The following is a 23,586-nucleotide window of genomic DNA, read 5'->3' on the forward strand; positions in this document are numbered from 1 at the left end:
CCCCGCTGCTCTTTTGGCAAACTCCCCCTAACCAATGGTAAATGGCCTACGCATTTTTGCGTAGCTGAACCGGCCGAAACACTAACTTTCGGTCAGTAATAGCCTTAATTTTTTGAAAAGGGGTTGCCGGCCACGCAGGCAGCACAGCCTGTGCACGGTTACCCCAAACCGTGCACAGGCCTGGCCCGGCCGATCACGGCCGTTCCGCTGGCGCCTTAGAGGTGACCGTCAGAGGCGTTGTTCATGTCGTTCGACACGAAATTGAACGTGTTGGACAGCGAGTTGCCGAGCGTCCCCATGGCGGTGATCGCGGCAACGGAGATGAGGGCGGCAATCAGGCCATATTCGATGGCGGTGGCGCCTTCGGTGTCGGTAATCAGCTGGCGGAAAAAGGTCATATCCAAGTCTCCTGTTTCCGGCCCCCTGCCGCGTTTTTGGCAAAAGCATCCTAAGCAATGGTAAATGATGGTCGCAACCTGCTGTATCCGTGCGGATAAAACCACTTCAACCTGACATCTTGATGGTTAACGGGTCCCGCGCGTGACAGTCATGCAAAACAAAAGGGGCCGAATCGCCCCTTTTGCGTCCATCCGTGGCAAGGCGCCTGTGTCTTCAGCCGCGCCCGCGATAGCCCGGCACGCCCTGGTCGGGCAGCCACAGGGCTGCGGGCGGCGGGCCGGATTGCCAGAACACATCGATCGGAATGCCGCCGCGCGGATACCAGTAACCGCCGATGCGCAGCCACTGCGGCTTCATCTCGTCGAACAGGCGCTGGCCAATGCCCACGGTCACGTCTTCATGAAAGCCGTTATGGTTGCGGAACGCACCGAGGAAAAGCTTGAGCGACTTGGATTCGACGATGGTTTCGCCCGGCGCATAGTCGATCACCAGGTGGGCAAAATCGGGCTGGCCGGTGACCGGGCACAGCGAGGTGAATTCCGGCGCGGCAAACCGCACGAGATAGAGCGTGCCGGCACGCGGATTGGGCACATAGTCCAGCACCGCTTCCTCGGGCGATGCCGGCAGGGCGCTGGTCTGGCCCAGGTGCAGCGGGGCCGGATGGCCGGAAGCCGGACGATGGGGATCTGACATGGCGGGAAAATCCTTTCTGTTGCGCGCGCCATGCACCGAAACCCGGCGATGACGCAACCCGGCGGCTTGCGCCCTCCCGTTCAGGCACTATTCAACGCCATCCGGCCGTATCCGGCCAGTGCGACACATCATGAAACGAGGCAGTTCAGGCCAGGCCATGCGCGGCATTTTCCTCTCACGTTCATCGGCAACCGGATCACCGCGCGCCGCCCTGCTGGCGTCGGCCCTATCGGCATCGGCCCTGCTCATCGCGGCACCGGCTGCTTTGGTCCCGGCACAGGCCCAGGCCCAAACGGCGGCGGCTACGGGCCAACCGGCCACCACCCAGCCGATTACCCCGGCCGTGCCCGCGCCCACGCTGCCCACGCTCAATTCTCCCAGCCCTGCCCCGGTGATCAAGCCGGCGGCCCCGGCGGGATCGAACCTGCTGCCCACAGCGCCAACCACCGCGCCCACAGTCATCACCTTGCCACAGGCCAAGCCCAGCCGCGCCGCGGCCACGCCCACGCGCCGGCCTGCCACACGCGCAGAAACCCCCGCGGCAGCGGCAGCGCCAGCACCAGCCCCCCGCCTCGTCCCCCTGCCGCAGGACACCGCAACGCCCAGTGCCACGCCGTCTCCCGCAGCCAGCCCGACGCCCGATCTACCGCCAGCAACCCCGCTGCCCGATGCCAGCACCACCAGCGAACCGACGCCGCTTGCCAGCGACACCCCCGCACCGGACACCGGCGCAAGCAGCAGCGAAAACGCCTGGTGGCCCTGGGCCGCCGGGATCGCCGCGCTGGCTGTGGTAATCGTGCTGTTTGCCCGGCGCCGTCGTCGCGCAGCGGACACAACGGCGCCCGAACCGGTAATCGATGCACCAGTGCCGGTTGCGCCGCCGCCCGCGCCCTATCGCCCAGCGCCGCGTCCCGCGCCGGTGCCGCCGGTCGAAACGCCGCCCGGCGATCTTCCCCCGCCGGGTCTGCCGCGCGGGCTGGATGTGGCGTTGCACGCTGACCGCCTCAGCGCCACGCTGGTCAACGCCACGCTCTCGTGCCGACTGGTGCTGACCAACCATGCCCCCCACGCGCTGACCGATCTGGCCCTGTCGGGCGACATGACCTCGGCCCATGCCTCGCGCCCGATGGACGAGCAACTGGGCCTGGCCGGGCCGGAACTGCCGCCGCTGCGCACGATTGCCCGGCTGGAGCCGGGCCAGAGCGTGACGGTGCCGGCCGAAATGCGCCTGCCGCTGTCCACCATCCTGACGATTCGCGCCGGCGCCGCGCAGTTGTTCGTGCCGATCGTGCGCGCTGGCGTCTGGGCCACGCGCGAGGACGATGGCGGCGCGGCCCATGCCCATGCCGCGTTCCTGGTCGGCCAGCCGGCCGCGCCGGGCGATCCGGCCGCGCGGCTGCAACCCTTTCGCCTCGATCAGGGGCCACGCGTATTCGAAACGCTCGATCAGCGGCCCATGCCCCTGCCTGCACTGTGAGAGGCTGCGGCGAAAAGTGAAACGAAACGGGGCGTCGATTGGCTATTTTTGCAATCGACGCCATCGCCCCGCAGGATTAAGTTCAGCGTCCAAAATCAACCCGCGCCAGACGGGTCGCACGCAGGCAGGAGAAATTCATGGAACCGCTGGTCTCCACCCAATGGCTCGCCAACGAGATGGGTGCGAGCGATCTGCGCATCGTCGATGCCAGTTGCTTTTTGCCCGAACACAAGCGCGATGCCGCGCTGGAGTATGAGGCGTGCCACATTCCTGGCACTGTCTTCATGGATCTGGGCAACCTGGTGGACAACGCCACCGGCCTGCCCAACACGCTGCCCCCGGCGGAAAAGTTCGCCAGCCGCATGCAAAGCCTGGGCCTGGGCGATGGCAGCCGCATCGTGCTTTACGATGACAGCCCGATCAAATCGTCCACCCGTGCCTGGTTCCTGCTGACGCTGTTCGGCGCGCAGAACGTGGCGCTGCTCGATGGCGGGATCGCCAAGTGGAAGGCCGAAGGGCGCCCCTGCGCCCAAGGGCGCGAAACCCTGCGCCACCGTCATTTCACCGCGTGGAGCGACCTGAGCGCGCTGCGTTCTAAGGCGCAAGTGCTCGACAACCTGTCCAGCCATGCCGAACAGCTGGTCGATGCGCGCGGCGCCGGCCGCTTTACCGGCGATGTCAAGGAAACCAACCCGGCGCTGGCCAGCGGCCACATTCCCGGCGCGCGCAACGTGCCCTATGCCAGCCTGTTCGCTGCTGATGGCACCTGGAAAAAGCCCGATGGCCTGCGCGCCGCCTTTGCCGACGCCGGAGTCGATCTCGATCGCCCGGTCATCGCCAGCTGCGGTTCGGGGATGACGGCCAATGTCGTGATCTTTGCCCTGCACCTGCTCGGCAAGACCGACGTGGCGCTATATGATGGCAGCTGGAGCGAATGGGGCGCCGATCCCGCCACGCCCAAGGAAACCGGCCCGGCCACCTGCCTGGTAGATTGACCGGCGTAGATTGATCGCGTTGCATTGATCTGCCGGGCGCGGCGCATCTGTTTGCAGGCTTTCGGAATGGGCGCATCTGTGCTTTGCACGCGGGCATGACTGCCCCTTCCGACAAGCCGCTCAAGACCGCCACCCGTATCGTTGCCGCCGGGCGCCGGCCGGAATGGACCGGCACGCCCGGCCAGCCCGGCGCGGTGGTCAACCCGCCGGTGTGGCGCGCCAGCACGCACCTCTATCCCGATATGGCTGCCCTGCGCGGCCACCCCGGCAACGCCGACGGGCATTTCTATTACGGCCGGCGCGGTGCGCCCACGCAATGGGCCCTGGCCGAAGCATTGACCGGGCTGGAACCGGGCGCAGAGGGCGGCGGCACCGTGCTTTATCCCTCGGGCGTCAGCGCGATCTGCGGCGCGCTGCTCACCGTGCTGCGGCCGGGCGACACGCTGCTGCTCACCGACAATGCCTATGAGCCCAGCCGCGCCATGGCGCGCGGCCTGCTGGCCGATTTCGGCGTGAAGACGATCTGGTTCGATCCCATGGACACCGCCGCCTTTGCCGCGCTGTGTCCTGGCGCCAAGGCCGTGCTGCTGGAAGCGCCAGGCAGCCTGACCATGGAAGTGCCCGACATGCCCGCGCTGATCGCTGCGGCCAAGGCGCAGGGGCTAGCTGTGCTGGTGGACAATACCTGGGCCTCTCCCTTGGGCTTTGCCCCGCTGACCCATGGCGCAGATATCAGCATCACGTCGCTGACCAAGCATGTCAGCGGCCATTCCGACGTGGTGATGGGCAGCGCCACGGCTGGCGCGCACTGGTATGGCAAGCTGCGCCTGCGCTGCCAGAACCTGGGCCTGGTCGTTTCGCCAGACGATGCCGCGATCATGCTGCGCGGCCTGCGCACCATGGCGCTGCGCCTCGATGCCGCCACCGCTGCCGCGCTGCGCGTGGCACAGTGGCTCGATACCCGGCCCGAAGTGGCGCGCGTGCTGTGCCCGATGCTGCCGGGCTCGCCGGGCCATGATCATTGGCGCCGCGATTTCACCGGCGGCTGCGGGCTGTTCAGCTTCGTGCTCAAGGGCGGCACGGCCAAGGCACGCGATGCCTTGATCGATGCGCTGGCTCTGTTCGGCATCGGCTACAGCTTTGGCGGTTTTGAAAGCCTGGCCACGCCCGTCGATCCCGCCGCGATCCGCACCGCCAGCCCCTGGCCCCGGCCCGACATGGACGCGGCCGATCGCTTTGCCGTGCGCCTGGCCATCGGCCTGGAAGATGCCGACGATCTGATTGCCGATCTGGAACAGGCGCTGGCTGCCTGGGCGGCGGCACGATGAGCAGCTGGGTCAGCCACAAGACGCACCGCCAGGTCGGCGATTTCCTCCAGTCGCTCGACGATCTCGGGTTTGACGTGGGGCACTACCACATCTCGGTGTTCAACGCCGGCAAGATGGTGCTGGTGGTCTTTGCCATGTTCATGCTGGCCCGGCTGGGCAGCCGGCTGGCCCGCTATTTCTTTGCCCGCGCCACCAGTCTCGATCCGGTGCAGCAGGTCTTGGGCGAAAAGATCGTCTCGCTCATGGTCTGGGCGCTGGCGTTCTTCATGGGCATTGACCTTCTCGGGATCAACTTCACCGCGCTGACGGTGTTTTCCGGTGCCTTTGGCCTGGCCATCGGCTTTGGCCTGCAGAAGACCTTCGGCAACCTGATTGCCGGGCTAATCCTGCTGATGGATCGGTCGATCAAGCCCGGAGACGTCATCGCGATCAACGATGGCAAGGGCAGCACCGTGGGCCAGGTGCGCAAGATCGGCATCCGCGCCGTGTCGGTGGCCACGCGTGACAACCGCGAATACCTGATTCCCAACGAAATCCTCATGACCACCCAGGTCGAAAACTGGTCCTATTCCAACACCCAGATCGTGCTGACCATCCCGGTCAGCGTGGCCTATGGCACCGATATCGACATGGCGGAAAAGCTGATGCTGCAGGCCGCCCGCGCCGCGCCGCGCGTGCTGAGCGATCCGGGGCCATCGGTGGCGATGACCGCGCTGGGTGCCAGCGGCATCGACATGGCGATCTATGTGACGATCGAAGACCCGCAGGATGGCACCGGCAACGTGCGCAGCCAGGTGCTGCGCGCGCTGTGGCAGCTGTTCCAGGAACACGGCGTGGAAGTGCCCTATCCGCAGCAGGAAGTGCGCCTGCGCGATACCGCCGGCCTGCGCGCGGTGCTGGGCGCCGGCCCGGCGTCAGAGCCAGACGTGCCGCACCGCCCGCAGTGATGCCCCGCCGCTGCGGCGCGGCCACTTGGGCCGGGCGATCCGCTGCGACAGATAGATGCCGCCATGGCCCGAGGCGAGATAGCCCGCCACACACGCCACGATCAGCGCAGGGGCGGCATCGACCCCGAACAGTTCCAGGCCCATCACCGCGCAGGCCACCGGCGTGTTGGCCGCCGCGCCGAACAGCGCCACCATGCCCACTGCGGCGGCGAGCGGCACCGGCAGGCCCAGCACAAGCGACAGCGCACTGCCCAGACCGGCGCCGATGAAGAACAGCGGGGTCACTTCCCCACCCTTGAACCCGGCGCTGAGCGTGGCAACGGTGAACACCAGCTTGATCAGCCAGCTCCACCGATCAGGGCCAGCCACGAAAAAGCCCGGCAGCGTGGGCGCGCCGGGATGGGCCGACAGCACACCCAACCCGAGATAGTCCTGCGTGCCGAACGCAAACGTCAAGCCGATGACCAGCACGCCGCCGATCACCGGCCGCGCCAGCGGAATGGCAACAAAACGCTTGTAGAGATCGGCAACGCCATGGTTCGCCTCGGCAAACAGGCGCGCCACCACGCCGCTGGCAAGGCCGAGCAGCGCGGCCTTGGCGAGGAGGACGGCAAAACCGGCGGGATCGGTCTGTGGCAGGCTGATGTGGGGATAGAGCGTGTGGTGCGCACCCCACAGCCGGCAGCCGAAATCACCCACCAGCGCCGCCACCAGGCACGGCACCAGGGCAGCCAGGTCGAGCCCGCCCAGCGCCAGCACCTCGATCGCGAAGACCGCACCGGCCAGCGGCGTGCCGAACACCGCGCCAAAGCCGGCCGCCACCCCGCCCATCAGCAGCAGGCGCCGGGCCTTGCCGGTCAGGCCCAGGCGATCGACCAGGCCATGCGCCAGGCTGCCGCCCAGCTGCACTGCGGTGCCTTCACGCCCGGCCGATCCGCCGAACAGATGCGTGGCCACCGTGCCGATCAGCACGAGCGGCGCCATGGCCAGCGGCACCCCGCCGCCGGGTTCGTGAATTTCATCGAGGATCAAATTGTTGCCGCCCTCTGCCCGCGCGCCAAAGCGGCGATACAGCCAGGCCACCGCAAGGCCACACAGCGGCAGGCCATAAAGCAGCCAGGGCGCGGCAAAGCGCAGCCGCGTGACCGCATCAAGCGACCAGAGAAAGCCGGCACAGGCCGTGCCCACGGCAAGCGCCATGGCCAGGAGCGCCAGCACAAAGCGGATGCGGGCCGGCGTAACGAACGAACGGGTGAAAAAAGCGCGCACGATTCCTCCTGTTGCATGTGCCCGGTCGGGCAGCTTGGTTTCAGGTAGGAATCATCAGCCCTGGCGCCGTTTGGCGCGGCAGGCGGTTCGGCAAAATGCCCGGCGGAAATCCATCGCCTTGGCCGCGCCTATGCCGTGCGCGGCGAGTTCCGTCAAGATTGCGGAATTACGCCCCGCCCACGGCGCCGCGCACGTCGACCTGGCCGCCGTTGTTGATGATGCGGCCGCCGACCAGGCCCTTGACCGTCACCCGGGCTCCCTGCTCCACGATCAGGTCTCCGCCGATCATACCGGCAACGGTGACATCGGCGCCAGCCGCGACAGTAGCATTGCCGCCGATCATGCCGCGAAACGTGCGTTTGCCTTCCAGGCGATAATCGCCGCCAATGGTGGTCCCGTTCGCCGCTGCATCGGGCGTGCCATCATGGTGGCATCCGGCCAGCGCGCCGCCCATGGCTATCAGCAAAGCCAGCGGCAGGGCATGGCGGGGAACGAGCATCGGCGTGGCTTCCTTGAGTCGGGCGTAAAGGATCGCTGTGCCCGGCCGGTCCGATCGACACACCGGGCGTTCGATCAACCGCTGCCCTCGCCCGATAGACGCCGCAGCCGGGGCAAGAGGTAGTCGGCAGGGGCCATCAAGGCCCCTGCCGCGATCATCACCAGCGGTGACCCCAGCCACGATGCCAGTAATGGTGGTATCCCCAATAGGGACGACCACCCCAATAGCCATGGCCGTAATAGCCGCCAAAGACCGGGCGTTCGACCACGACCGTGCGCCCCATGGGATAGCAGCGGCCATCATAGGCGCGATACCATCCGCCACCACAACCATCGCGCGCCATCGCCGGCGCCGCAGTGGCGAGTGCAGCCGTGGCGATCGCCACGCTCAGCAGGATCTTTTTCATATCGACCTCACTTATCGTTGCTGCAGGCTGTTCATCGTTGCCTGACATTACTTGAACGATGGCGGCCGATGTTTCCGTCTGTCGGTTCGTCGCAAATTTAGACCAACAAGCCAGTCATTGGCCGTGGCGCGCCGGCCAGCGGAAACAGGCGCCGCGCCACTTGCGCCGGATCGAGGGCGAGGCTTTCGGCGGCAACACCGGCCAGCAGCGCGTCAAGCTGGCTGGTGGGTGCCAGATCGCGCCCTTCATAGAGCTGGCCATTGCCCAGCCCCGGCCAATCGGCCACCACGCGCCCGCCTTTGACGCCGCCGCCCAGCACCCAGGCGACCGAGGCCGTGCCATGGTCGGTGCCGCCCGTGCCATTGGCCGCTGCGGTGCGGCCAAATTCGGTGGCAACCAGCACGGTGGTTTGCGCCCAGGCCGGGCCCATCCCGTCGCGCAGCGCCGCCAGCAGCGTATCGAGCCCGCGCAGCTGCGTGGCCAAGCGGCCGTCCTGCCCGCTGTGGGTATCCCATCCTTCGGTTTCCAGCATGGCGATGCGCGGCCCGTGCGGCTTGGTCAGGAACGTGGCGGTCAGCTTGCCCAGCGAAGCGGGATCTTGCCGCGCACCGCTGCCTTGGGCGAGCTTGCGCGTATCGAGCGCCGCGCTCCAAGCTGCCTGCAATTGGCGGTCTGGCGCATAGAGCGCGCCCACCCGCGTCATCAGGTCATCGGTCGGACCGGGCAGCCCGGACGGCGCATAAGAGGTTACCTGCACCGGCCCGCGCAGCGCCGGCGGCACAGTGGACGCAATCGCGATCGCCGAATCGCTCGCGCGGGGCAGCATGGCCACCAGGCGGTTGAGCCAGCCATCGCGCGCCTGATAGGGCTGGCTGCCCCCGGTTTCGAGCACGTTCTGCCCATCGAAATGCGAGCGGTCGCGATAGGGCGAGGCCACCGCATGCACGAACAGCGCCTGGCCACGGGCATACATCGCCGCCGTTTCCTTGAGCGCGGGATGCAGGGCAAAGGTGCCGTCCAGCCGCGTCGCCGCCGCCGGATCGATCGCCAGCGCGCCACGCAGCCGGGCATAGCCGGGATCGGCATAGGGCACGACGATGTTGAGGCCATCGGCCGCACCACGCTGGATCACGAAGACAAAGCGGCGTTCGGTCTCGGCTGCAGCCAGGACCATGCCCGGTGCCACGAGCAGGCTGCCGGCAGCACCGCCGGCAAGGTGAAGAAAGTTTCGGCGATGGAGCATGGTTACCTCCGCAGGAAATCGGGCGAGACGAGCATCAGCGCCAGCGCGCTGGCCGGGCTTTCGGCATGGGCGATCTGTTCGGCCGTTGCCGCAGACAGCCCGCCGGGCAGCACTTGCGGCGCACGCTGGCGGGCATCGATCTGCGCGGCGCGGGGGCCAGCCAAGCGCTGGGCAAATTCCACCCGCCGCATCAGCGCATCAGGCGCGATCCAGCTGGCGGCCGTATCGTCCCACCCGGCGGGAGAGCCCGGCTTCCACACCGGCTGGCCCAGTTGCTGGGTGATCGTGGCCACCTGCAGCGTGCCGATGTCTCCCACCCCCAGCGCGCGCAACGACGATATCGTCCACTCCCACGGGGTCTTGGCCTTGAGCGGGCGCGGCTCCCACGGTTCGGGGCTGGCCACCAGCGCGCGATAGAGCGTGGGCAGATCGCCCCGGCTGCGGGCAAAGGCATCGGCCAACCGATCGACCAGCGCCTGGGGCGGCACGTCGCCGGCAAAGTGACGGGCCAACTTGGTGGCGACGTGGCTGGCCGTGGCCGGCGCATGGGCCAGATCGACCAGCACGGCCCGCGCCTGGTCCACCCCGGTCTGGGCATAGGTCTTGCCCACGATCGTGCGGGTGCCGGGTTCGTGCTGTTGGGGATGGAACGCGAAATCGCCCGGCGCATCATCGTTGATCCCGCCCACGGTCCACCCCGTCAGCGTGCGGGCAAATTCGGTGACGTCAGCCTGGCTATAACCGCTGCGCACGCCCAGGGTATGCAGTTCCATGATCTCGCGTGCCAGGTTCTCATTGAGGCCGCGCTGGCGATCGGCGCCACCCTTGGCGCGCGCCCGCAGCGCCGCCGGGCTGTTGGGCCCGATCGACTGGTTCTGGTTGAGATAGAGCAGCATCGCCGGGTGGCGCTCTACCGCCAGCAGCATGTCTTCAAAGCGGCCCAGCACATGGGGGCGGATGGCGTCCCGTTCAAACGAGGCGGCCAGCGCGGTGACCGGCAGGTTGTCGACCGACACGCAGAAATGGTTGGACCAGAAATGCACCAGCCGCTCCACGAACGGCGCCTGCGTTTCCAGCGCGCTTTGCGCCCGCGCCTGCACGCCCTGGCGATAGAGCGCATGGATATCTTCGCCCAGATCGCGGCGGGCCTGCTTCTGCTCTGGCGTGCGCGCCGGCTTTCCCGCCATCGGCACCGTGGCAGCGATGACCGGGCCAGCCGGCAGCGGGGTTGTGGCTACAGGAACTGGTGCTGGGGCCGGCGCTGCGGCACGGGCCTGGCGCAAGGCCCGCTGCTGTTCCTGATAGGCAGAAAGCAGCGCGCGGGCGTCGGCCAGCGCGGCCCAGGCCGGCGGCGTGACATCGAAGTGATCGAACTGCGCGATCAACCAGCCGTGCGGATCGGCGAGCGCCGCCGCGCTTGCGGCATCGGGCGTAGCGCCCAAGCCAAAGCGGTTGAGCGCAATTGCGGCAGGAGACAGGGGTTGTTCCGAGACCATGGCAAAGCCCTTTGAAACGGAAACCCTTTTTTCCGTTCCTTCGTCGCGGGCTTGAACGCAGCGACCGGCCGATTCCGTCGCTGGCGATGTAACGCAGCTTATTTCCCGCTCTTGGGCTCCAGCCGATCGGCGATACGGTTGCGATCGGCCTGCGGCAGGCCGGCCACATAGGGCACCACCTGCATTTCCACGTGGGCGCGCACCATGGCATCGCCCGCGCGCAGGCGTTCAAGCTGGGCCAGCAGCGCCGGCTGATCCACCACCGGCGCGCGCAGCAGCGCGGCGATCTGGCGGCGCAGCGCGCGGTTGCCATCCACCTGCGGGCGCACCTCTGCGCGCGCCTGGCGCACCACCTGGCGCAGGCCACGGCGCTGTTCGGGCGCGAGTTCCGCCCCCGGCACGCGCAAGGCGCCCATGCCGATCGCCGGATGCTGGTTGTGCATGCTCCACCAAGCCGCGCCCGCGCCCGCCAGCAAAAAGGCGTTGAGCAGGATCGAGCCGGCCAGCAGCACACGCAGGCGCGGGGATGCCTTCATCCTTCTTCCCCCGCGCTTTCAAACACGCTGGCATCCAGGCGCGGCGCCACGCGGTCTGGCCCAATCACCACCGCAGCGCCGAGCCCGGCCACGGCCCCGGCCAGCACCGTGCCCACGCCGATCGCCGACCACCACAGCCGCGCCCGCACGATCCAGCCGCGCCGCCGCCGTGCCACCATGCGCTGGCGCAAGGCCGGCGTGGGTGGCGCCACCGTCCAGGCAGCCAGTTTAAAGTCCAGCGCCTCGGCCTGGGCCAGCGCTTGCGCACAAGCGGGATCGGCTGCAGCCAGGTGCCAGCCCGCGGTACGCAGCTCTGCGGGCCAGCGGTCGATCCCGCCATAGGCCTGCGCCAGCGCGGCAAAGCGCTCCGGGCTCATCGGTTCAGTCATGATCGGCCCCTTCCTCTTGCGCAAAGCGCTGCCGCAATGCGCGGCGGCCGCGCGACAGCAGACTTTCCAATGCCTCCACGCTCACCCCCAGCACGGCGGCCGCCTCGATATTGCCCAGTTCCTGGTAATGGACCAGCACGATCGCCTCGCGCTGCCGTTCGGGCAAGGCCGCCACCGCATCGGCCACCGCGCGCGCCTGGGCTTGGGCGGCCAGTGCCGCATCGGCCAGCGGCGCGGTGTCGGCCTGCTCGGGCGGCTCTGCCACCACCACGCCGCGCCGCCGCCGCATCCGATCGCGACACAGGTTGAGCGTGACGAGATGCAGCCAGGTATCGAACCGCGCCTGCCCCGGGCGCCACCGCCCTGCCTGTCGCCAGGCCCGCACGAACACTTCCTGCGCCACGTCCTCGGCCTCGTGCCGATCGTGCAGCAGGCGGCTCGCCAGGGCCAGCAGGCGCGGCAGCTTGGCCCCGACGAACTGGCGCACCGCGCCATCCTCGCCCTGGGCCATCCGCGCCAGCAATGCGGCGTCGGGATCTGCCTCGCTCAAGCCAGGGCCTCGCAGGCCGGTGTCCCGAAGATGGTGGGCACGGCGGCATCAGCCTCAGGACGGGTTTTGCTGCCCGTCACCCTGCATGCCGTGGTCGCCCATGCCTTCCTGGCCACCGGCACCACCGCGCATGCCGCCACCCCGCATGCCTTCACCGGGCCGCATGCGCTCGTCCGGCGTCAACACGCCATCGCCATTGCGGTCCATGCGGTTGAAGCGCTCGGTCAGGGCAGCGGTGATTTCCGCCTTGTCGAGATAGCCATCGCCATTGCTGTCCATGCGCGTGAACTGCCGGTCGGGGTCGCCCCGGCCGGCCATCATCGCGGTCAGTTCCGCCTTGCTCACGCGGCCATCGCCATCGGTATCGGCGGCCATGATCCGCCCCATCTGCCGCGCGACAAAGGCATCGCGGGTCACGCCCTGGCCAGCAGGTGGCGGGGATTGGGTGGTGTCCTGCGCCAAGGCCGGCATCGCCGGGGTGAGCGCCAGGAACAGGGATGCCAAGCCAAGTGTTTTCATAAGACCTCCATCGAGCCTGGCCCTTTAACGGGGCATGACGCGAATTCCGTCGCACCCCGCTGCAAATGCCGAAGAGGAAGCAAGAATGTTCGCGCTAAAGCTGACCTAGCCCCCGCCCAATCGATTCTCGCTGGCACGATGGCGCCGCTGCGCCCACATGCCCCAGCATGAGTCATGCCCCCCTCCCCGGAACCGTGTTTCTGGTCGGCGCCGGCCCCGGTGATCCCGACCTGCTCACGCTGCGCGCCGCGCGCCTGCTGATGAAGGCCAAGGTCGTGGTGCACGATGGCCTGGTCGATCCGGCCGTGCTGGCCATGGCCCCGCGCGGCGCCCGCTTCGTGTCGGTGGCCAAGCAGCGCGCGCGCCACACCATGCGGCAGGAAGACATCAACGCCCTGCTGGTGGCAGAGGCACTGGCCGGGCACGATGTCGTGCGCCTCAAGGGCGGCGATCCGTTCATTTTCGGACGCGGCGGGGAAGAGGCAGAGGCCTGCCACGCCGCCGGCGTGCCGGTGCAGGTGGTGCCTGGGGTCAGCGCCGCACTGGGCGCAGCCGCTTCGGCACAGATCCCGCTGACCCATCGCGAGAATGCCTCGATCGTCTCGTTCGTGGCCGGGCAGTGCAAGGGCCTGTCGGATCAGAACTGGGCGGGCCTGGCTGGCGTTGGCCGCACCCTGGTGATCTACATGGGCGTGGCCACAGCCGCCGCCATCGCCGAAAAGCTGATGGCCGATGGCCTGGCCCCGACGATGCCGGTGGCGGTGATCGAAAATGCCTCGCGCCCGCAGATGCGCGTGGTAAGGGGCGCGCTGGCGGGGCTGGCCGACCTGGTCGAGCGCGAACGCATCAAGAGTCCGGCACTGATCGTCATCGGCGAAGTGACCGCACGGGGAGACATCATGGAATTGCAAGCGGTTGTGGAGGCAGCCCGATGAGCGAGAAGATCAAGATCATCACGGGCAACGACTTGCGCACGGGTGACGTGATCTGGTGGACCGGCGAAGGCTGGTCGCGCCATGTCGACAATGCCGTGGCGGTAACCCACGATGCCGACGCGATCATCGCCCGCGAAAACGCCAAGCAGGTGGTGACCGACACGCACGTGATCGATGCAGTGGCCGCCGACGGCGCGGTACGCCCGGCCCACATCAAGGACCGCATCCGCGCGCTGGGGCCCACCGTGCGCCTCGATCTTTCGCTCAAGCCTGCCGATCCGCAGGCCGGCAGCTGGGTAATCTGACCATGTATCAATACGATCAACACGACCAGGCGATGGTCGATGCGCGCGTGGCCGAATTTCGCGGCCAGGTGGCACGCCGCCTGTCGGGTGAACTGACCGAAGACCAGTTCAAGCCGCTGCGCCTCAAGAACGGGCTCTACCTCCAGCTGCACGCCTATATGCTGCGCGTGGCGGTGCCCTATGGCACGCTCAATTCCACGCAGATGCGCGTGCTGGGCGACATTGCCGATAAGTATGACCGTGGCTATGGCCACTTCACCACGCGGCAGAACATCCAGTACAACTGGATCAAGCTGGCCGATGCGCCCGATATCCTGGCCGATCTGGCCAAGGTGCAGCTGCACGCGATCCAGACCAGCGGCAACTGCATCCGCAACACCACGGCCGATCACTTTGCCGGCGCCGCCGCCGATGAAGTGGCCGATCCGCGCCCCTATGCCGAACTGCTGCGCCAGTGGTCGACGTTCCACCCGGAATTCGATTACCTGCCGCGCAAGTTCAAGGTGGCGATCATCGCCAGCGAGACCGACCGCGCCGCGATGCGCCTGCACGATATCGGCATCCAGATCGTCAAGAACGAGGCCGGCGAAATCGGCTGCAAGTTCTTTGCCGGCGGCGGCATGGGCCGCACCCCAATGATCGCGCCGTGCATCGCCGAATTCGTGCCCGCGCTGCAGATGATCAGCTTCCTCGAAGCGGCGCTGCGCGTCTACAACCGTCACGGCCGGCGCGACAACAAGTACAAGGCGCGGATCAAGATCCTGGTCCACGAAATCGGCGTCGCCGAATACAGCCGCCAGGTGCAGGAAGAATTCGCCCACATCCTTACCCTGGGCCTCGAACCGCCGCCGGCCGAGCTGGAGCGGATCAAGGCGATGTTCGCCGATCCCGGTCTTGAAAGCGGGCTGTCTGACGATCTCGATCGCAGCGATCCCGATTTCGCGCTGTGGGTCGATCAGAACGTGCACACCCACAAGCAGGCGGGCTATGCGATCGTCACGATCAGCCTCAAGCCGGTGGGCGGCATTCCGGGCGATGCCACGGCCGACCAGATCCGCCTGATGGCCGATCTCGCGCGTGATTACAGCCTCGATGAACTGCGCGTCAGCCACGCGCAGAACATCGTGCTGCCGCATGTGAAGAAGGCCGATCTCTATCGCGTGTGGCAGGCGCTGGATGCGGCGGGCCTGGCCACGCCCAACCTCGATCTCATCACCGACATCATCGCCTGCCCCGGCCTCGATTACTGCGCGCTGGCCAATGCCCGCTCGCTGCCGCTGGCGCAGAAGATCACCGATCGCTTTGCCGATATCGGCCGCCAGCGGACCTTGGGTGAACTCAAGCTCAAGATTTCAGGCTGCATCAATGCCTGCGGGCACCACCACGCCGGCCACATCGGCATCCTGGGGGTGGATCGCAAGGGCGTGGAAAACTACCAGCTGCTGCTCGGTGGGGCTGAAAGCGCCGACACCTCGCTCGGCACGATCACCGGCCCGGGCTTTTCCGAAGACGGCGTGGTCGATGCCATCGAAAAGGTGACGGACGTCTATCTCGCCCGCCGCGAGGGGGCGGAGCGCTTCCTCGATACCTATCGCCGCATCGGCATGGCCCCGTTCAAGGAGGCGATCTATGGTTGAGACCGTGCTGCGCTATCGCACCGACGAGCCCGTGGGTGACCCCGCCGTGACGGTGGATGCCTTTGCCGCGCAGAGCAATGCCACCGCCGTGCGCATCGAGCCGGGCGACGATGCCCTGGCGCTGTTGCCGCACCTGGAGCGCATTGCCCTGATCGAGGTGAATTTCCCCTCGTTCGCCGATGGCCGGGGCTATTCCGCCGCGCGGTCGTTGCGCGAACGCGGCTATACCGGCGAACTGCGCGCGGTGGGCGATGTGCTGATCGATCAGCTTTCGCACATGCGCCGCTGCGGGTTCGATTCCTTTGCCCCTGACAAGCCGATCAGTGCCGAGGCGGCCGAAGCCGCCTTTGCCACCTGGCCGGAAGTCTATCAGCAGACCGTCGATGGCCGCGCCCCGATCTGGGCCGCGCGCCACCCGGCCGCGAAAGCCTGAAGCCATGGCCAGCCCCGCCCGCACCCCCGACACGCTCGACCTTGGCCCGCGCTTTACCGCGGCTGAGGTAGCCGCGCTCAACGCGCGGTTCGCTGACGCCTCCACGCAGGATATGCTGGCGGCCGTGCTGGGCGAAGGGCTGGCGGGGCGCGTGGCCGTGGTCTCCAGCTTTGGCGCGGAAAGCGCCGTGCTGCTGCATCTGGTGGCGCAGGTCGATCCGGCAACCCCGGTGCTGTTCCTCGACACGCATAAGCATTTTCCCGAAACGCTGGCCTATCGCGATGCCCTGGTAGCGCAACTCGGGCTGACCAACCTGGTCGTGCTGGAACCCGATGCCGCCACGGTGGCCAAGAAGGACGAAGCGGGCCTGCGCTGGTCGTGGGACCCGGATGGCTGCTGCGAAATCCGCAAGGTGATCCCGCTGGCCAAGGCCATGGCGGGCCTGGATGCCACGATCACCGGGCGCAAGGGCTTCCAGTCGTCCACCCGCGCTGGCCTGCCCCGCTTCGAGCTGGACAGCAGCGACGCAGTTGGCCGCCTCAAGATCAATCCGCTCGCCAGCTGGACCAAGGACGCGCTGGACGCCTATTTCACCGTCCATGGCCTGCCGCATCACCCACTGGTGGCGCAAGGCTATCCCTCGATCGGCTGCGCCCCCTGCACCAGCAAGGTGGCACCGGGTGAAGACCCGCGCTCGGGCCGCTGGAAGGGGTGGGACAAGACCGAATGCGGCATCCATGTGCCTGGCAGCACGGATGACGGCGACGGCAGCGAGCTGCCCCCCGGCTACGAACCGGTGTTCTGACCCGCGCCCAAGCCTGCGGTTTCCTTATGGTTCCGTGCAAAATTTGATCGGTCCTGCAGGGTTGATCCGGGCGCGCGCTTTCGTCAAGGCAGGCCAGTCCCGCTTGCCCGGAAAGCCCTGCCCTTGACTGACGAGATCGCCCCGATCACCCCGCTGCGCCGCCGCCTGATCATGTGGCTGGTCACCGGCGCGCTGTTCATGGAAATCCTCGACGGGACGATCCTCACCACCGCGCTGCCCTCGATGGCGCGCACCTTCGGTACATCGGCCGTCGCGCTCGACATCGGCATTTCGGCCTACATGCTCGCACTCGGCGTGCTGATCCCCGCGAGCAGCTGGCTGGCCGATCGCTTTGGCTCGCGCCGTATCTTCGTGACCGCGATCGCGATCTTCACGGTGGCATCGGCGCTGTGTGGGCAGGCGCAATCGGTGCCGGAATTCGTGGCCCTGCGCGTGCTCCAGGGGATCGGCGGCGCGATGATGACGCCGGTGGGGCGTCTGGTGGTGATGCGCCACACCCCGCGCGACCAGCTTATCGCCACGCTTTCGGCGCTGATCTGGCCCGCGCTGTTCGCGCCAGTGGTCGGCCCGCCAGTGGGCGGCTTCATTACCGAGCACCTGGGCTGGCGCTGGATCTTCTATTTCAACGTGCCGCTGGGCGTCCTCGCCCTGCTCGCGGCGCTGTGGCTGATCCCCGACGTACGCGGCCCGCGCCGCCGGTTTGACTGGACCGGCTTTGCGCTCACCGCCGTCGGCGTGTTCGCCTTGCAGATCGGCCTGGAGCATAGCGCCCGGCGGATCGATGCTTTGGGCCTGGGCCTGGTGTGTGCCGGGCTTGCGATGCTGACGATCACGATGGCCCACTTGCGCCGCAGCCCGAATCCGCTGCTGGATCTAGGCGCGCTCAAGATCCCATCGTTCCGCGCGGCGGTCAGCGGCGGATCGCTTAGCCGCATGGCGATCGGCGCAGTGCCGTTCCTGTTGCCGCTGATGATGCAGGCCGGTTTCGGCTATGGCGCGGTGCATGCCGGCCTGTTCGTGGTCGCGCTGTTTTCCGGCGACATCACGATGAAGGCCTTGGTCGAACGCATCCTGCGCCGCTTTGGCCATCGCAACGTGCTAACGATCAACGGCGTGATCTGCGCTGCCTCGCTGCTCTCGCTTTCGGCGATCGGCCCGCATTCACCGGCGGTGCTGGTGGCGGCCTTGCTGTTCGTCAACGGCTTGGCCCGCTCGCTCCAGTTTTCGTCGCTTTCCACCCTGGCCTTTGCCGATGTGGACCGCACCGCGATGGGCGATGCCAACGGCCTGTTCAACACCATCCTGCAACTGGGCGCCGCCGCCGGCGTGACCGCGGCAGCGATGAGCGTGCACGCAGGCGATGCTCTCGCCGGCGCGGTTGGGCTGAACGGCCAGGGCGCGGACTATCGCTTCGCGTTCATTGCCATGGCCGTGCTCTCGCTCGGCGGCGTGATCAGCGCGCTGAAACTGCCGCACGAGGCCGGACGAACGCTGACCACGGGATAACGCGCATGGAAGCGCAGCCCTATCGCGCCATCCGCCCGTTCAGGAACAGCGTGACGCAATAGCCAACATGCGCGGCCAAGGCGGCAGGATCGGGCCGTGGCGCGCCATAGAGCAGCCGGCTGACCTGACCGGCCAACGTCAGGTCGAGGAACGCCAGCGCATCGCGCGCCGGGTCTGCCGTGGTGATCAAACCGGCGTGCGCCCAGGCGCTGAGCCGATCGGCCAGCGTAGCCTCGATTGGCTCCACCGCTTCGCGCCGATACAGTTCCGACACCTCGGGAAATTCCGCGCCTTCAGCCACCGCCATGCGACCCACGAAAATATTCTCGTCGCTGGTGATCCACGCCAGCGCCAACAGCCCGAATGCCTGCAGCCAGCCCTGCGGATCATCCGCCGTGATGCCGGCCGGATCAATCGCGCTGCGCCAGCGCGCGGCAATGCGCTGCACCACACCGCCAAACATCGCCCGCTTGGTGGGAAAATACCGGAACATCGTGGGCTTGGACCCGGCAAAGCGCTCCAGAATGCGGTTGGTGCTGGCCGCGGCAAAGCCATGCGCCATGAACTCGGCCTGCGCGGCATCAAGAATGCGCTCGCGCACGGCTTCGGGCTTGCGGCTGCGAATCGGTCGGGCGGCTTGCGTCGTCATCGTCCTTGCCATAAAGAAACCAACAGGTTTGTTTAATTCGATAGCGGGAGAGCTTGGCCATGTCTGATTACGTGCGCAACCTCTGGTATATGGCGGCTTGGGAAAACGAGGTGCCCGATGATGGCGTGCTCGCCCGCCGCCTGCTCGATGCCCCTTGGGCGATCTATCGTCTGGGCGATGGCAGCTATGCCATGCTGGCCGATCGCTGCCCGCATCGCTTCGTGCCGCTCAGCCGGGGCAAGCGCGTGGGCGACATGCTGCAATGCGGTTATCACGGCCTGGGCTTTGACGCCGACGGCCGCTGCGCGCATACGCCCTTTGCCACCGCCGTCCCCGATGCCCAGGTGGCCACGCGCCCGATCGTGGCGCGGCACGGTGCCTTGTGGTTCTGGCCGGGCGATGCGGCGCTCGCCGACCCTGCGCTCATTCCCGATTTTTCTTTCGTGACCGACGGGGCGGAGGTGGTGTGTGAAAGCCTGCTGATGGATGCAGGCTATCAATTCATCACCGATAACCTGATGGACCTGAGCCACGCAGAATTCCTGCATGTCGAAACCTTCGGCGTGAATGGCTCGCTGTTCGGCGGCAAGCACAGCGTCGAAACCGATGATACCGGCGGCATCTGGAACAAGTGGGACATGGTCGATGCCAAGGCGCCGGAATGGGCCAAGCCCATGCTGCCGCCCGGCACCAATACCGACCAGAAGATGCACATCCGCTGGCACGCGCCGGCATCCATGGCGCTGTTCATCGAACTCACACGCGGCGACACCGGCCAGCCGCTGGTCCCGCCGATGGCCAACCCGCACATCATCACGCCGGCAACGGCCACTACCTCGCACTATTTCTATACCCGCGAACCGGGCGATGCCGCCAAGGCCATGGCACTCAAGGTCTTCCTCGAAGAGGATGAGCCGATGATCCAGGCTGCCGAAGCCGGCCTCGATGGACAGGAGTTCTGGGCGGCGCGGCCGCTGATCCTGGCGTCTGATGCCGGCGCGGTGCGGGTGCGCCGCCGCATGATGCAGTTGCGCAAGCGCGAGGCAGCCGAACCTGCCCTACAGCCCGCATAACGCAACCGGACCGGCGTCTTACAGCCAGCCCTCTTCCTTGTACCATGCGGCCGTTGCGTGGAGACCCAGCGTGGTTTCCACCTGCGGCTCCCACAGGCTGGCGGGCGGGCGGGCGCCATCGCTCACCGTCCAGTCGGGGTGGCACATATAGCCCACGCGATCGAGCGTGAGCTTGGCCTTGTCCTTGCGGGCCCAGCGATCGGCCTTGGCCGCCCATTCCAGCACGCCGCGCGGCAGCGGCAGCGGCTTGACCCGCTTGCCCATGGCGAGGCCAATGGCGCGGGCCAGGTCGGTATGGCTCCACCCGCCAGGCGTGCCATCGTCTGGCTCGAACGTCTGGCTGGTGACGTCCTCGCCACCGGGCACCAGCGCGATCAGCAGGCGCGCCAGGTCGTTCACATGGATGATCGAGGCGCGGCCTTCGGGCGGCAGCGGCACGATGCCCTTGCGCGCCAGCTTGAACAGCTCGAACATCTCGGTGTCGCGCGGGCCATAGACCGCCGGCGGGCGCACCACGGTCCAATCCAGGCTCGAGGCGCGCACGATCATCTCGCCCTTGCGCTTGCTGGCGCCATAGACGGACAGCTGCGGCTCGCGCGCAGAGAGCGACGAGACGTGGACGAAGCGTTCCACCCCGCCCGCCAGTGCAGCGTTGACGACGTTGAGCGTGCCAGTGACGTTGCCGGTGTGAAACCCGGCCTCGTCCGGCGCGTTCACCACCCCGGCAATGTGCAGCACCACCCCGGCACGATGCACCAGCCGCTTGAGCGCGGCGGTATCGTGCAGATCGCCCTGGACCCATTCGATGCCCTCGCGGGCGGGTTGCGGGCGGCGCGTCAGCGCGCGCACATCCATCCCGGCGCGCGCCGCCTGCTCCAGCAGGGCCTGGCCGACGAACCCGGTGGCACCGGTCACCGCCAGCAATTCCCCCGGTCTTTGGCGAAGCGCCATCATGCGCCGATCCTCGACACCGGCAACCTCACAACAGCACCATCTGGTCCCGGTGGATCAACGCGGAGCGCGGCGCGTAGCCCAGGATCGCCTCGTGCGCGGACGAGGGATGGCCCAGCAGCCGCGCCGCCTCTGCCGCGTCGTATTCCGCCAGGCCACGCGCCAGGGTCTGCCCATCCGGGCCAATCACGGCAACGGCATCGCCCCGCGCGAAATCGCCGTCGATCGCGGTGACGCCGGCAGCGAGCAGGCTGGACCCGCGCGCCAGGGCCGCCGCTGCGCCGGCATCGACCGTCACCGTGCCGCGCATGCGCAGGCGCCCGCCCAGCCAGGCCTTGCGCGCGGTGTGGCGGCGGCGCGGCACGAACAGCGTGCCACGCGTGGCGCCAAAGGCCGCAGCGATCGGCGAAACCGGCTGGCCATCGATGATCGCCAGGGCCATGCCGGCCATTTCGGCAATCTCGGCCGCCTGCAGCTTCGATGTCATGCCGCCCGATCCCAGGCCGGACGACGATCCGCCCGTGGCCATGGCATGGATTTCCGGCGTGACACCCTGCACCACCGGAATGCGCACCGCATCGGGCAAGCGCGGATCGCGGTCATACAGCCCGTCGATATCCGACAAGAGCAGCACGCCTTGCGCCGCAGCTGCCTGGCCCACACGCGCGGCGAGGCGATCGTTGTCACCAAAGCGGATTTCCTGCGTGGCGACCGAATCGTTTTCATTGATCACCGGCACCGCGCCAGCCGCCAGCAGCCGCCCCAGCGTGGCCGTGACATTGAGATAGCGGCGGCGATCTTCCAGGTCTTCCAGCGTCAGCAGGATCTGCGCCGCCGTGATCCCATGGCTGGCCAAGAGTTCGGCCCACAGGCCCGCCAGCGCGATCTGCCCGACAGAGGCGCTGGCCTGGGCATCGGCCAGGCTGCCGCGCCCGCCCTTGGCCAGGCCCAGCTTGCGCGCACCCAGCGCAATCGCGCCCGAAGACACCACGATCACCTGCTGCCCGGCAGCGCGGGCGGCAGCGATTTCGGCCACCAGCGCCGTCAGCCAGGCGCGGCGCGGCTGTCCGTCCTTACCCACCAGCAGCGCCGAGCCGACCTTGATGACAAGGCGCGGGCACACGGCAGGATCGGCGAGGTGAGACAGCTGGGCAATGCGCATAATCGGCGCGGCTTAGGCCAAATGATCGGGCAGGTGAAGGGCGCTTGAAGGAATTGTGACACGCTTTGGCGCGGGGGTGTTTTCCGCCAGGATGCGCATGGCATCGCAGCACCCCCAACCCCCTCCTCTAAAGAGGATGGGGAGAAGTAAGATGGAAAGCCCCATCCTCTTTAGAGGAGGGGGTTTGGGGGTGGTGGAACCCTAAAGCAACTGATGAAAAGCTGCAAAAACAAGCCTCAAATCGGCGACCACGGCTTGGCGTCGGCCTCGTCTTCCACTTCGCCGGTCGGCCGCTCTGTGGTGGTAGCGGCCGGCAGGTAATCGAGCACGGCATCGAGCAGATCATCCATGCCGCTGCCCGTTGCGCCCGAAATCGGGAACACGCGCGCGGCGCCCGCCTCGATCAGCTCGCGCGAAAAGGCGCGGACCAGTTCGGCATCGACCAGGTCGATCTTGTTGAGCGCCACCACGCGGGGCTTGTCTTCCAACCCGGCGCCATAGGCAGCCAGTTCCTCTTCGACGATCGCCAGCGCCTCGGCCGGATCGGTGCCGTGAATGTCGATCAGGTGGATCAGCACGCGGCAGCGCTCGATATGGCCCAGGAAGCGATCGCCAATGCCCGCGCCTTCTGCTGCACCCGCGATCAGGCCAGGAATATCGGCCAGCACGAATTCGCGCGCGCGGTGCCGCACCACGCCCAACTGCGGCCGCGTGGTGGTAAAGGCATAATCGCCTACCTTGGCCTTGGTATTGGTGATCTGGTTGATGAAGGTAGACTTGCCGGCATTGGGCAGGCCCACCAGCCCGGCATCGGCCAGCAGCTTGAGCCGCAGCCAGACATACATCTCGTCACCCGGCCAGCCCGGCCCGCACTGGCGCGGCGCGCGGTTGGTCGAGGATTTGAACGACAGGTTGCCGCGCCCGCCGTCGCCGCCGCGCAGCAGGACAACGCGCTGGCCCACTTCGGTCAGGTCGGCCAGCACGGTTTCGCGGTCATCGTCCAGCACCTGGGTACCGAGCGGCACCTTGATCACCAGATCGTTGCCACCCGCGCCCGTGCGGTTCTTGCCGGCGCCGCCGTGGCCGCGCTGGGCCTTGAAGTGCTGGGTATAGCGGAAATCGATCAGGGTATTGAGGCCGGTCACCGCCTCGAAAATGATGTCGCCACCCTTGCCGCCATCGCCGCCATCGGGGCCGCCGTATTCGACATACTTCTCGCGCCGGAAGCTGACCGCGCCGGGGCCACCCTGCCCTGAGCGGATGAAGATCTTGGCCTGATCGAGAAAGTGCATGGCGTTGGCGTCCGGCAGTCCTGAATGGGCGCAGCCGGCGCCTTTGCAGCAAACGCCGATTGCGCCAAGGC

Annotated in this window: 26 protein-coding genes and 1 riboswitch; of the genes, 11 read left to right on the forward strand and 15 right to left on the reverse strand. The window is 67.5% G+C overall.

What is annotated here, in order from left to right; all coding sequences use genetic code 11:
- Positions 1–215 precede the first annotated feature (215 nt).
- Together ABIC78_RS03965 and queF are read right to left on the reverse strand one after the other, a co-directional pair.
- Positions 216–398 carry a Flp family type IVb pilin gene (locus ABIC78_RS03965; RefSeq protein ID WP_022678626.1) on the reverse strand — a complete coding sequence of 61 codons (183 nt, stop codon included), beginning with the start codon at positions 396–398 and terminating at the stop codon, positions 216–218.
- A 214-nt stretch (positions 399–612) separates the two neighbouring features.
- Positions 613–1,092: a preQ(1) synthase gene (queF, locus tag ABIC78_RS03970; RefSeq protein WP_054130565.1), complete on the reverse strand. Its 480-nt coding sequence runs from the start codon at positions 1,090–1,092 to the stop codon at positions 613–615.
- A gap of 130 nt (positions 1,093–1,222) precedes the next feature.
- On the opposite strand from queF, the gene ABIC78_RS03975 reads away from it, so the two are divergent.
- The 4 genes from ABIC78_RS03975 (at position 1,223) to ABIC78_RS03990 (ending at position 5,839) form a co-directional block, all read left to right on the forward strand.
- Positions 1,223–2,569 (forward strand): hypothetical protein, encoded by a 1,347-nt coding sequence (locus ABIC78_RS03975; RefSeq protein ID WP_171794694.1) that lies wholly within the window; start codon positions 1,223–1,225, stop codon positions 2,567–2,569.
- A gap of 137 nt (positions 2,570–2,706) precedes the next feature.
- Complete coding sequence (gene sseA / locus ABIC78_RS03980) at positions 2,707–3,564, forward strand: 3-mercaptopyruvate sulfurtransferase (protein ID WP_022675168.1); 858 nt, start codon at positions 2,707–2,709, stop codon at positions 3,562–3,564.
- Between the two features lie 95 nt (positions 3,565–3,659).
- Positions 3,660–4,892, forward strand: coding sequence for a cystathionine beta-lyase (gene metC, locus ABIC78_RS03985; RefSeq protein WP_171794695.1), 1,233 nt, complete (start codon positions 3,660–3,662; stop codon positions 4,890–4,892).
- Complete coding sequence (locus tag ABIC78_RS03990; RefSeq protein ID WP_054130568.1) at positions 4,889–5,839, forward strand: mechanosensitive ion channel family protein; 951 nt, start codon at positions 4,889–4,891, stop codon at positions 5,837–5,839. The genes metC and ABIC78_RS03990 overlap by 4 nt, the downstream gene beginning before the upstream one ends.
- On the opposite strand, the gene ABIC78_RS03995 is transcribed toward ABIC78_RS03990, so the two are convergent.
- The 9 genes from ABIC78_RS03995 to ABIC78_RS04035 form a co-directional block, all read right to left on the reverse strand.
- On the reverse strand, positions 5,807–7,108 hold the full coding sequence (locus tag ABIC78_RS03995) for a chloride channel protein (RefSeq protein WP_354487968.1): 1,302 nt from the start codon (positions 7,106–7,108) through the stop codon (positions 5,807–5,809). The two genes, ABIC78_RS03990 and ABIC78_RS03995, sit on opposite strands and share 33 nt — an antisense overlap.
- Before the next feature lie 38 nt (positions 7,109–7,146).
- Positions 7,147–7,235, reverse strand: a riboswitch (Fluoride riboswitch).
- Between the two features lie 39 nt (positions 7,236–7,274).
- Positions 7,275–7,607, reverse strand: a complete 333-nt coding sequence (locus ABIC78_RS04000; RefSeq protein ID WP_054130570.1) for a hypothetical protein — start codon at positions 7,605–7,607, stop codon at positions 7,275–7,277.
- A gap of 157 nt (positions 7,608–7,764) precedes the next feature.
- A complete protein-coding gene (locus ABIC78_RS04005; protein WP_022677932.1) occupies positions 7,765–8,013 on the reverse strand; it encodes a GCG_CRPN prefix-to-repeats domain-containing protein in 249 nt (82 codons plus the stop codon).
- 97 nt (positions 8,014–8,110) lie between these two features.
- Positions 8,111–9,256 (reverse strand): DUF1501 domain-containing protein, encoded by a 1,146-nt coding sequence (locus ABIC78_RS04010; RefSeq protein ID WP_054130571.1) that lies wholly within the window; start codon positions 9,254–9,256, stop codon positions 8,111–8,113.
- A 2-nt stretch (positions 9,257–9,258) separates the two neighbouring features.
- Positions 9,259–10,752 (reverse strand): DUF1800 domain-containing protein, encoded by a 1,494-nt coding sequence (locus ABIC78_RS04015; protein WP_171794696.1) that lies wholly within the window; start codon positions 10,750–10,752, stop codon positions 9,259–9,261.
- A 98-nt stretch (positions 10,753–10,850) separates the two neighbouring features.
- A complete protein-coding gene (locus tag ABIC78_RS04020) occupies positions 10,851–11,288 on the reverse strand; it encodes a periplasmic heavy metal sensor (protein WP_054130572.1) in 438 nt (145 codons plus the stop codon).
- Complete coding sequence (locus tag ABIC78_RS04025; protein ID WP_156306353.1) at positions 11,285–11,677, reverse strand: hypothetical protein; 393 nt, start codon at positions 11,675–11,677, stop codon at positions 11,285–11,287. The genes ABIC78_RS04020 and ABIC78_RS04025 overlap by 4 nt, the downstream gene beginning before the upstream one ends.
- Positions 11,670–12,227, reverse strand: coding sequence for an RNA polymerase sigma factor (locus ABIC78_RS04030; RefSeq protein WP_082349705.1), 558 nt, complete (start codon positions 12,225–12,227; stop codon positions 11,670–11,672). The genes ABIC78_RS04025 and ABIC78_RS04030 overlap by 8 nt, the downstream gene beginning before the upstream one ends.
- A gap of 54 nt (positions 12,228–12,281) precedes the next feature.
- Positions 12,282–12,746: an EF-hand domain-containing protein gene (locus ABIC78_RS04035; RefSeq protein ID WP_054130574.1), complete on the reverse strand. Its 465-nt coding sequence runs from the start codon at positions 12,744–12,746 to the stop codon at positions 12,282–12,284.
- A 167-nt stretch (positions 12,747–12,913) separates the two neighbouring features.
- Here ABIC78_RS04035 and cobA point away from each other — a divergent pair, with 167 nt between their 5' ends.
- The 6 genes from cobA to ABIC78_RS04065 all read left to right on the forward strand — a co-directional run bounded on the left by cobA (position 12,914) and on the right by ABIC78_RS04065 (position 18,388).
- Positions 12,914–13,681 (forward strand): uroporphyrinogen-III C-methyltransferase, encoded by a 768-nt coding sequence (gene cobA, locus ABIC78_RS04040; protein WP_054130575.1) that lies wholly within the window; start codon positions 12,914–12,916, stop codon positions 13,679–13,681.
- A gap of 8 nt (positions 13,682–13,689) precedes the next feature.
- Positions 13,690–13,986 (forward strand): DUF2849 domain-containing protein, encoded by a 297-nt coding sequence (locus ABIC78_RS04045; protein ID WP_028657417.1) that lies wholly within the window; start codon positions 13,690–13,692, stop codon positions 13,984–13,986.
- A 2-nt stretch (positions 13,987–13,988) separates the two neighbouring features.
- On the forward strand, positions 13,989–15,623 hold the full coding sequence (locus ABIC78_RS04050; RefSeq protein ID WP_022674674.1) for a nitrite/sulfite reductase: 1,635 nt from the start codon (positions 13,989–13,991) through the stop codon (positions 15,621–15,623).
- Positions 15,616–16,056, forward strand: coding sequence for a DUF934 domain-containing protein (locus ABIC78_RS04055; protein WP_054130576.1), 441 nt, complete (start codon positions 15,616–15,618; stop codon positions 16,054–16,056). Before ABIC78_RS04050 ends, ABIC78_RS04055 begins: the two co-directional genes overlap by 8 nt.
- 4 nt (positions 16,057–16,060) lie before the next feature.
- The gene (locus ABIC78_RS04060) at positions 16,061–16,861 is read left to right on the forward strand and encodes a phosphoadenylyl-sulfate reductase (protein WP_022674676.1); all 801 of its coding nucleotides are present in this window, start codon (positions 16,061–16,063) and stop codon (positions 16,859–16,861) included.
- 123 nt (positions 16,862–16,984) lie between these two features.
- A complete protein-coding gene (locus ABIC78_RS04065; protein ID WP_197279193.1) occupies positions 16,985–18,388 on the forward strand; it encodes an MFS transporter in 1,404 nt (467 codons plus the stop codon).
- 19 nt (positions 18,389–18,407) lie between these two features.
- Here the strand turns inward: ABIC78_RS04065 and ABIC78_RS04070 are convergent, their stop codons facing one another.
- Complete coding sequence (locus ABIC78_RS04070; protein WP_216643474.1) at positions 18,408–19,037, reverse strand: TetR/AcrR family transcriptional regulator; 630 nt, start codon at positions 19,035–19,037, stop codon at positions 18,408–18,410.
- 59 nt (positions 19,038–19,096) lie between these two features.
- Here ABIC78_RS04070 and ABIC78_RS04075 point away from each other — a divergent pair, with 59 nt between their 5' ends.
- On the forward strand, positions 19,097–20,110 hold the full coding sequence (locus ABIC78_RS04075; protein WP_354487979.1) for a Rieske 2Fe-2S domain-containing protein: 1,014 nt from the start codon (positions 19,097–19,099) through the stop codon (positions 20,108–20,110).
- 18 nt (positions 20,111–20,128) lie between these two features.
- Here the strand turns inward: ABIC78_RS04075 and ABIC78_RS04080 are convergent, their stop codons facing one another.
- From ABIC78_RS04080 to obgE, 3 genes are all read right to left on the reverse strand, one after another.
- On the reverse strand, positions 20,129–21,064 hold the full coding sequence (locus ABIC78_RS04080) for an NAD-dependent epimerase/dehydratase family protein (RefSeq protein ID WP_082349707.1): 936 nt from the start codon (positions 21,062–21,064) through the stop codon (positions 20,129–20,131).
- A gap of 25 nt (positions 21,065–21,089) precedes the next feature.
- Positions 21,090–22,223 (reverse strand): glutamate 5-kinase, encoded by a 1,134-nt coding sequence (proB, locus tag ABIC78_RS04085; protein WP_171794261.1) that lies wholly within the window; start codon positions 22,221–22,223, stop codon positions 21,090–21,092.
- 236 nt (positions 22,224–22,459) lie between these two features.
- The gene (obgE, locus tag ABIC78_RS04090) at positions 22,460–23,515 is read right to left on the reverse strand and encodes a GTPase ObgE (protein WP_028658298.1); all 1,056 of its coding nucleotides are present in this window, start codon (positions 23,513–23,515) and stop codon (positions 22,460–22,462) included.
- Positions 23,516–23,586 lie beyond the last annotated feature (71 nt).

It is taken from the genome of Novosphingobium sp. 1529 (assembly GCF_040544855.1).
In the GTDB taxonomy this organism is placed as follows: domain Bacteria; phylum Pseudomonadota; class Alphaproteobacteria; order Sphingomonadales; family Sphingomonadaceae; genus Novosphingobium; species Novosphingobium capsulatum.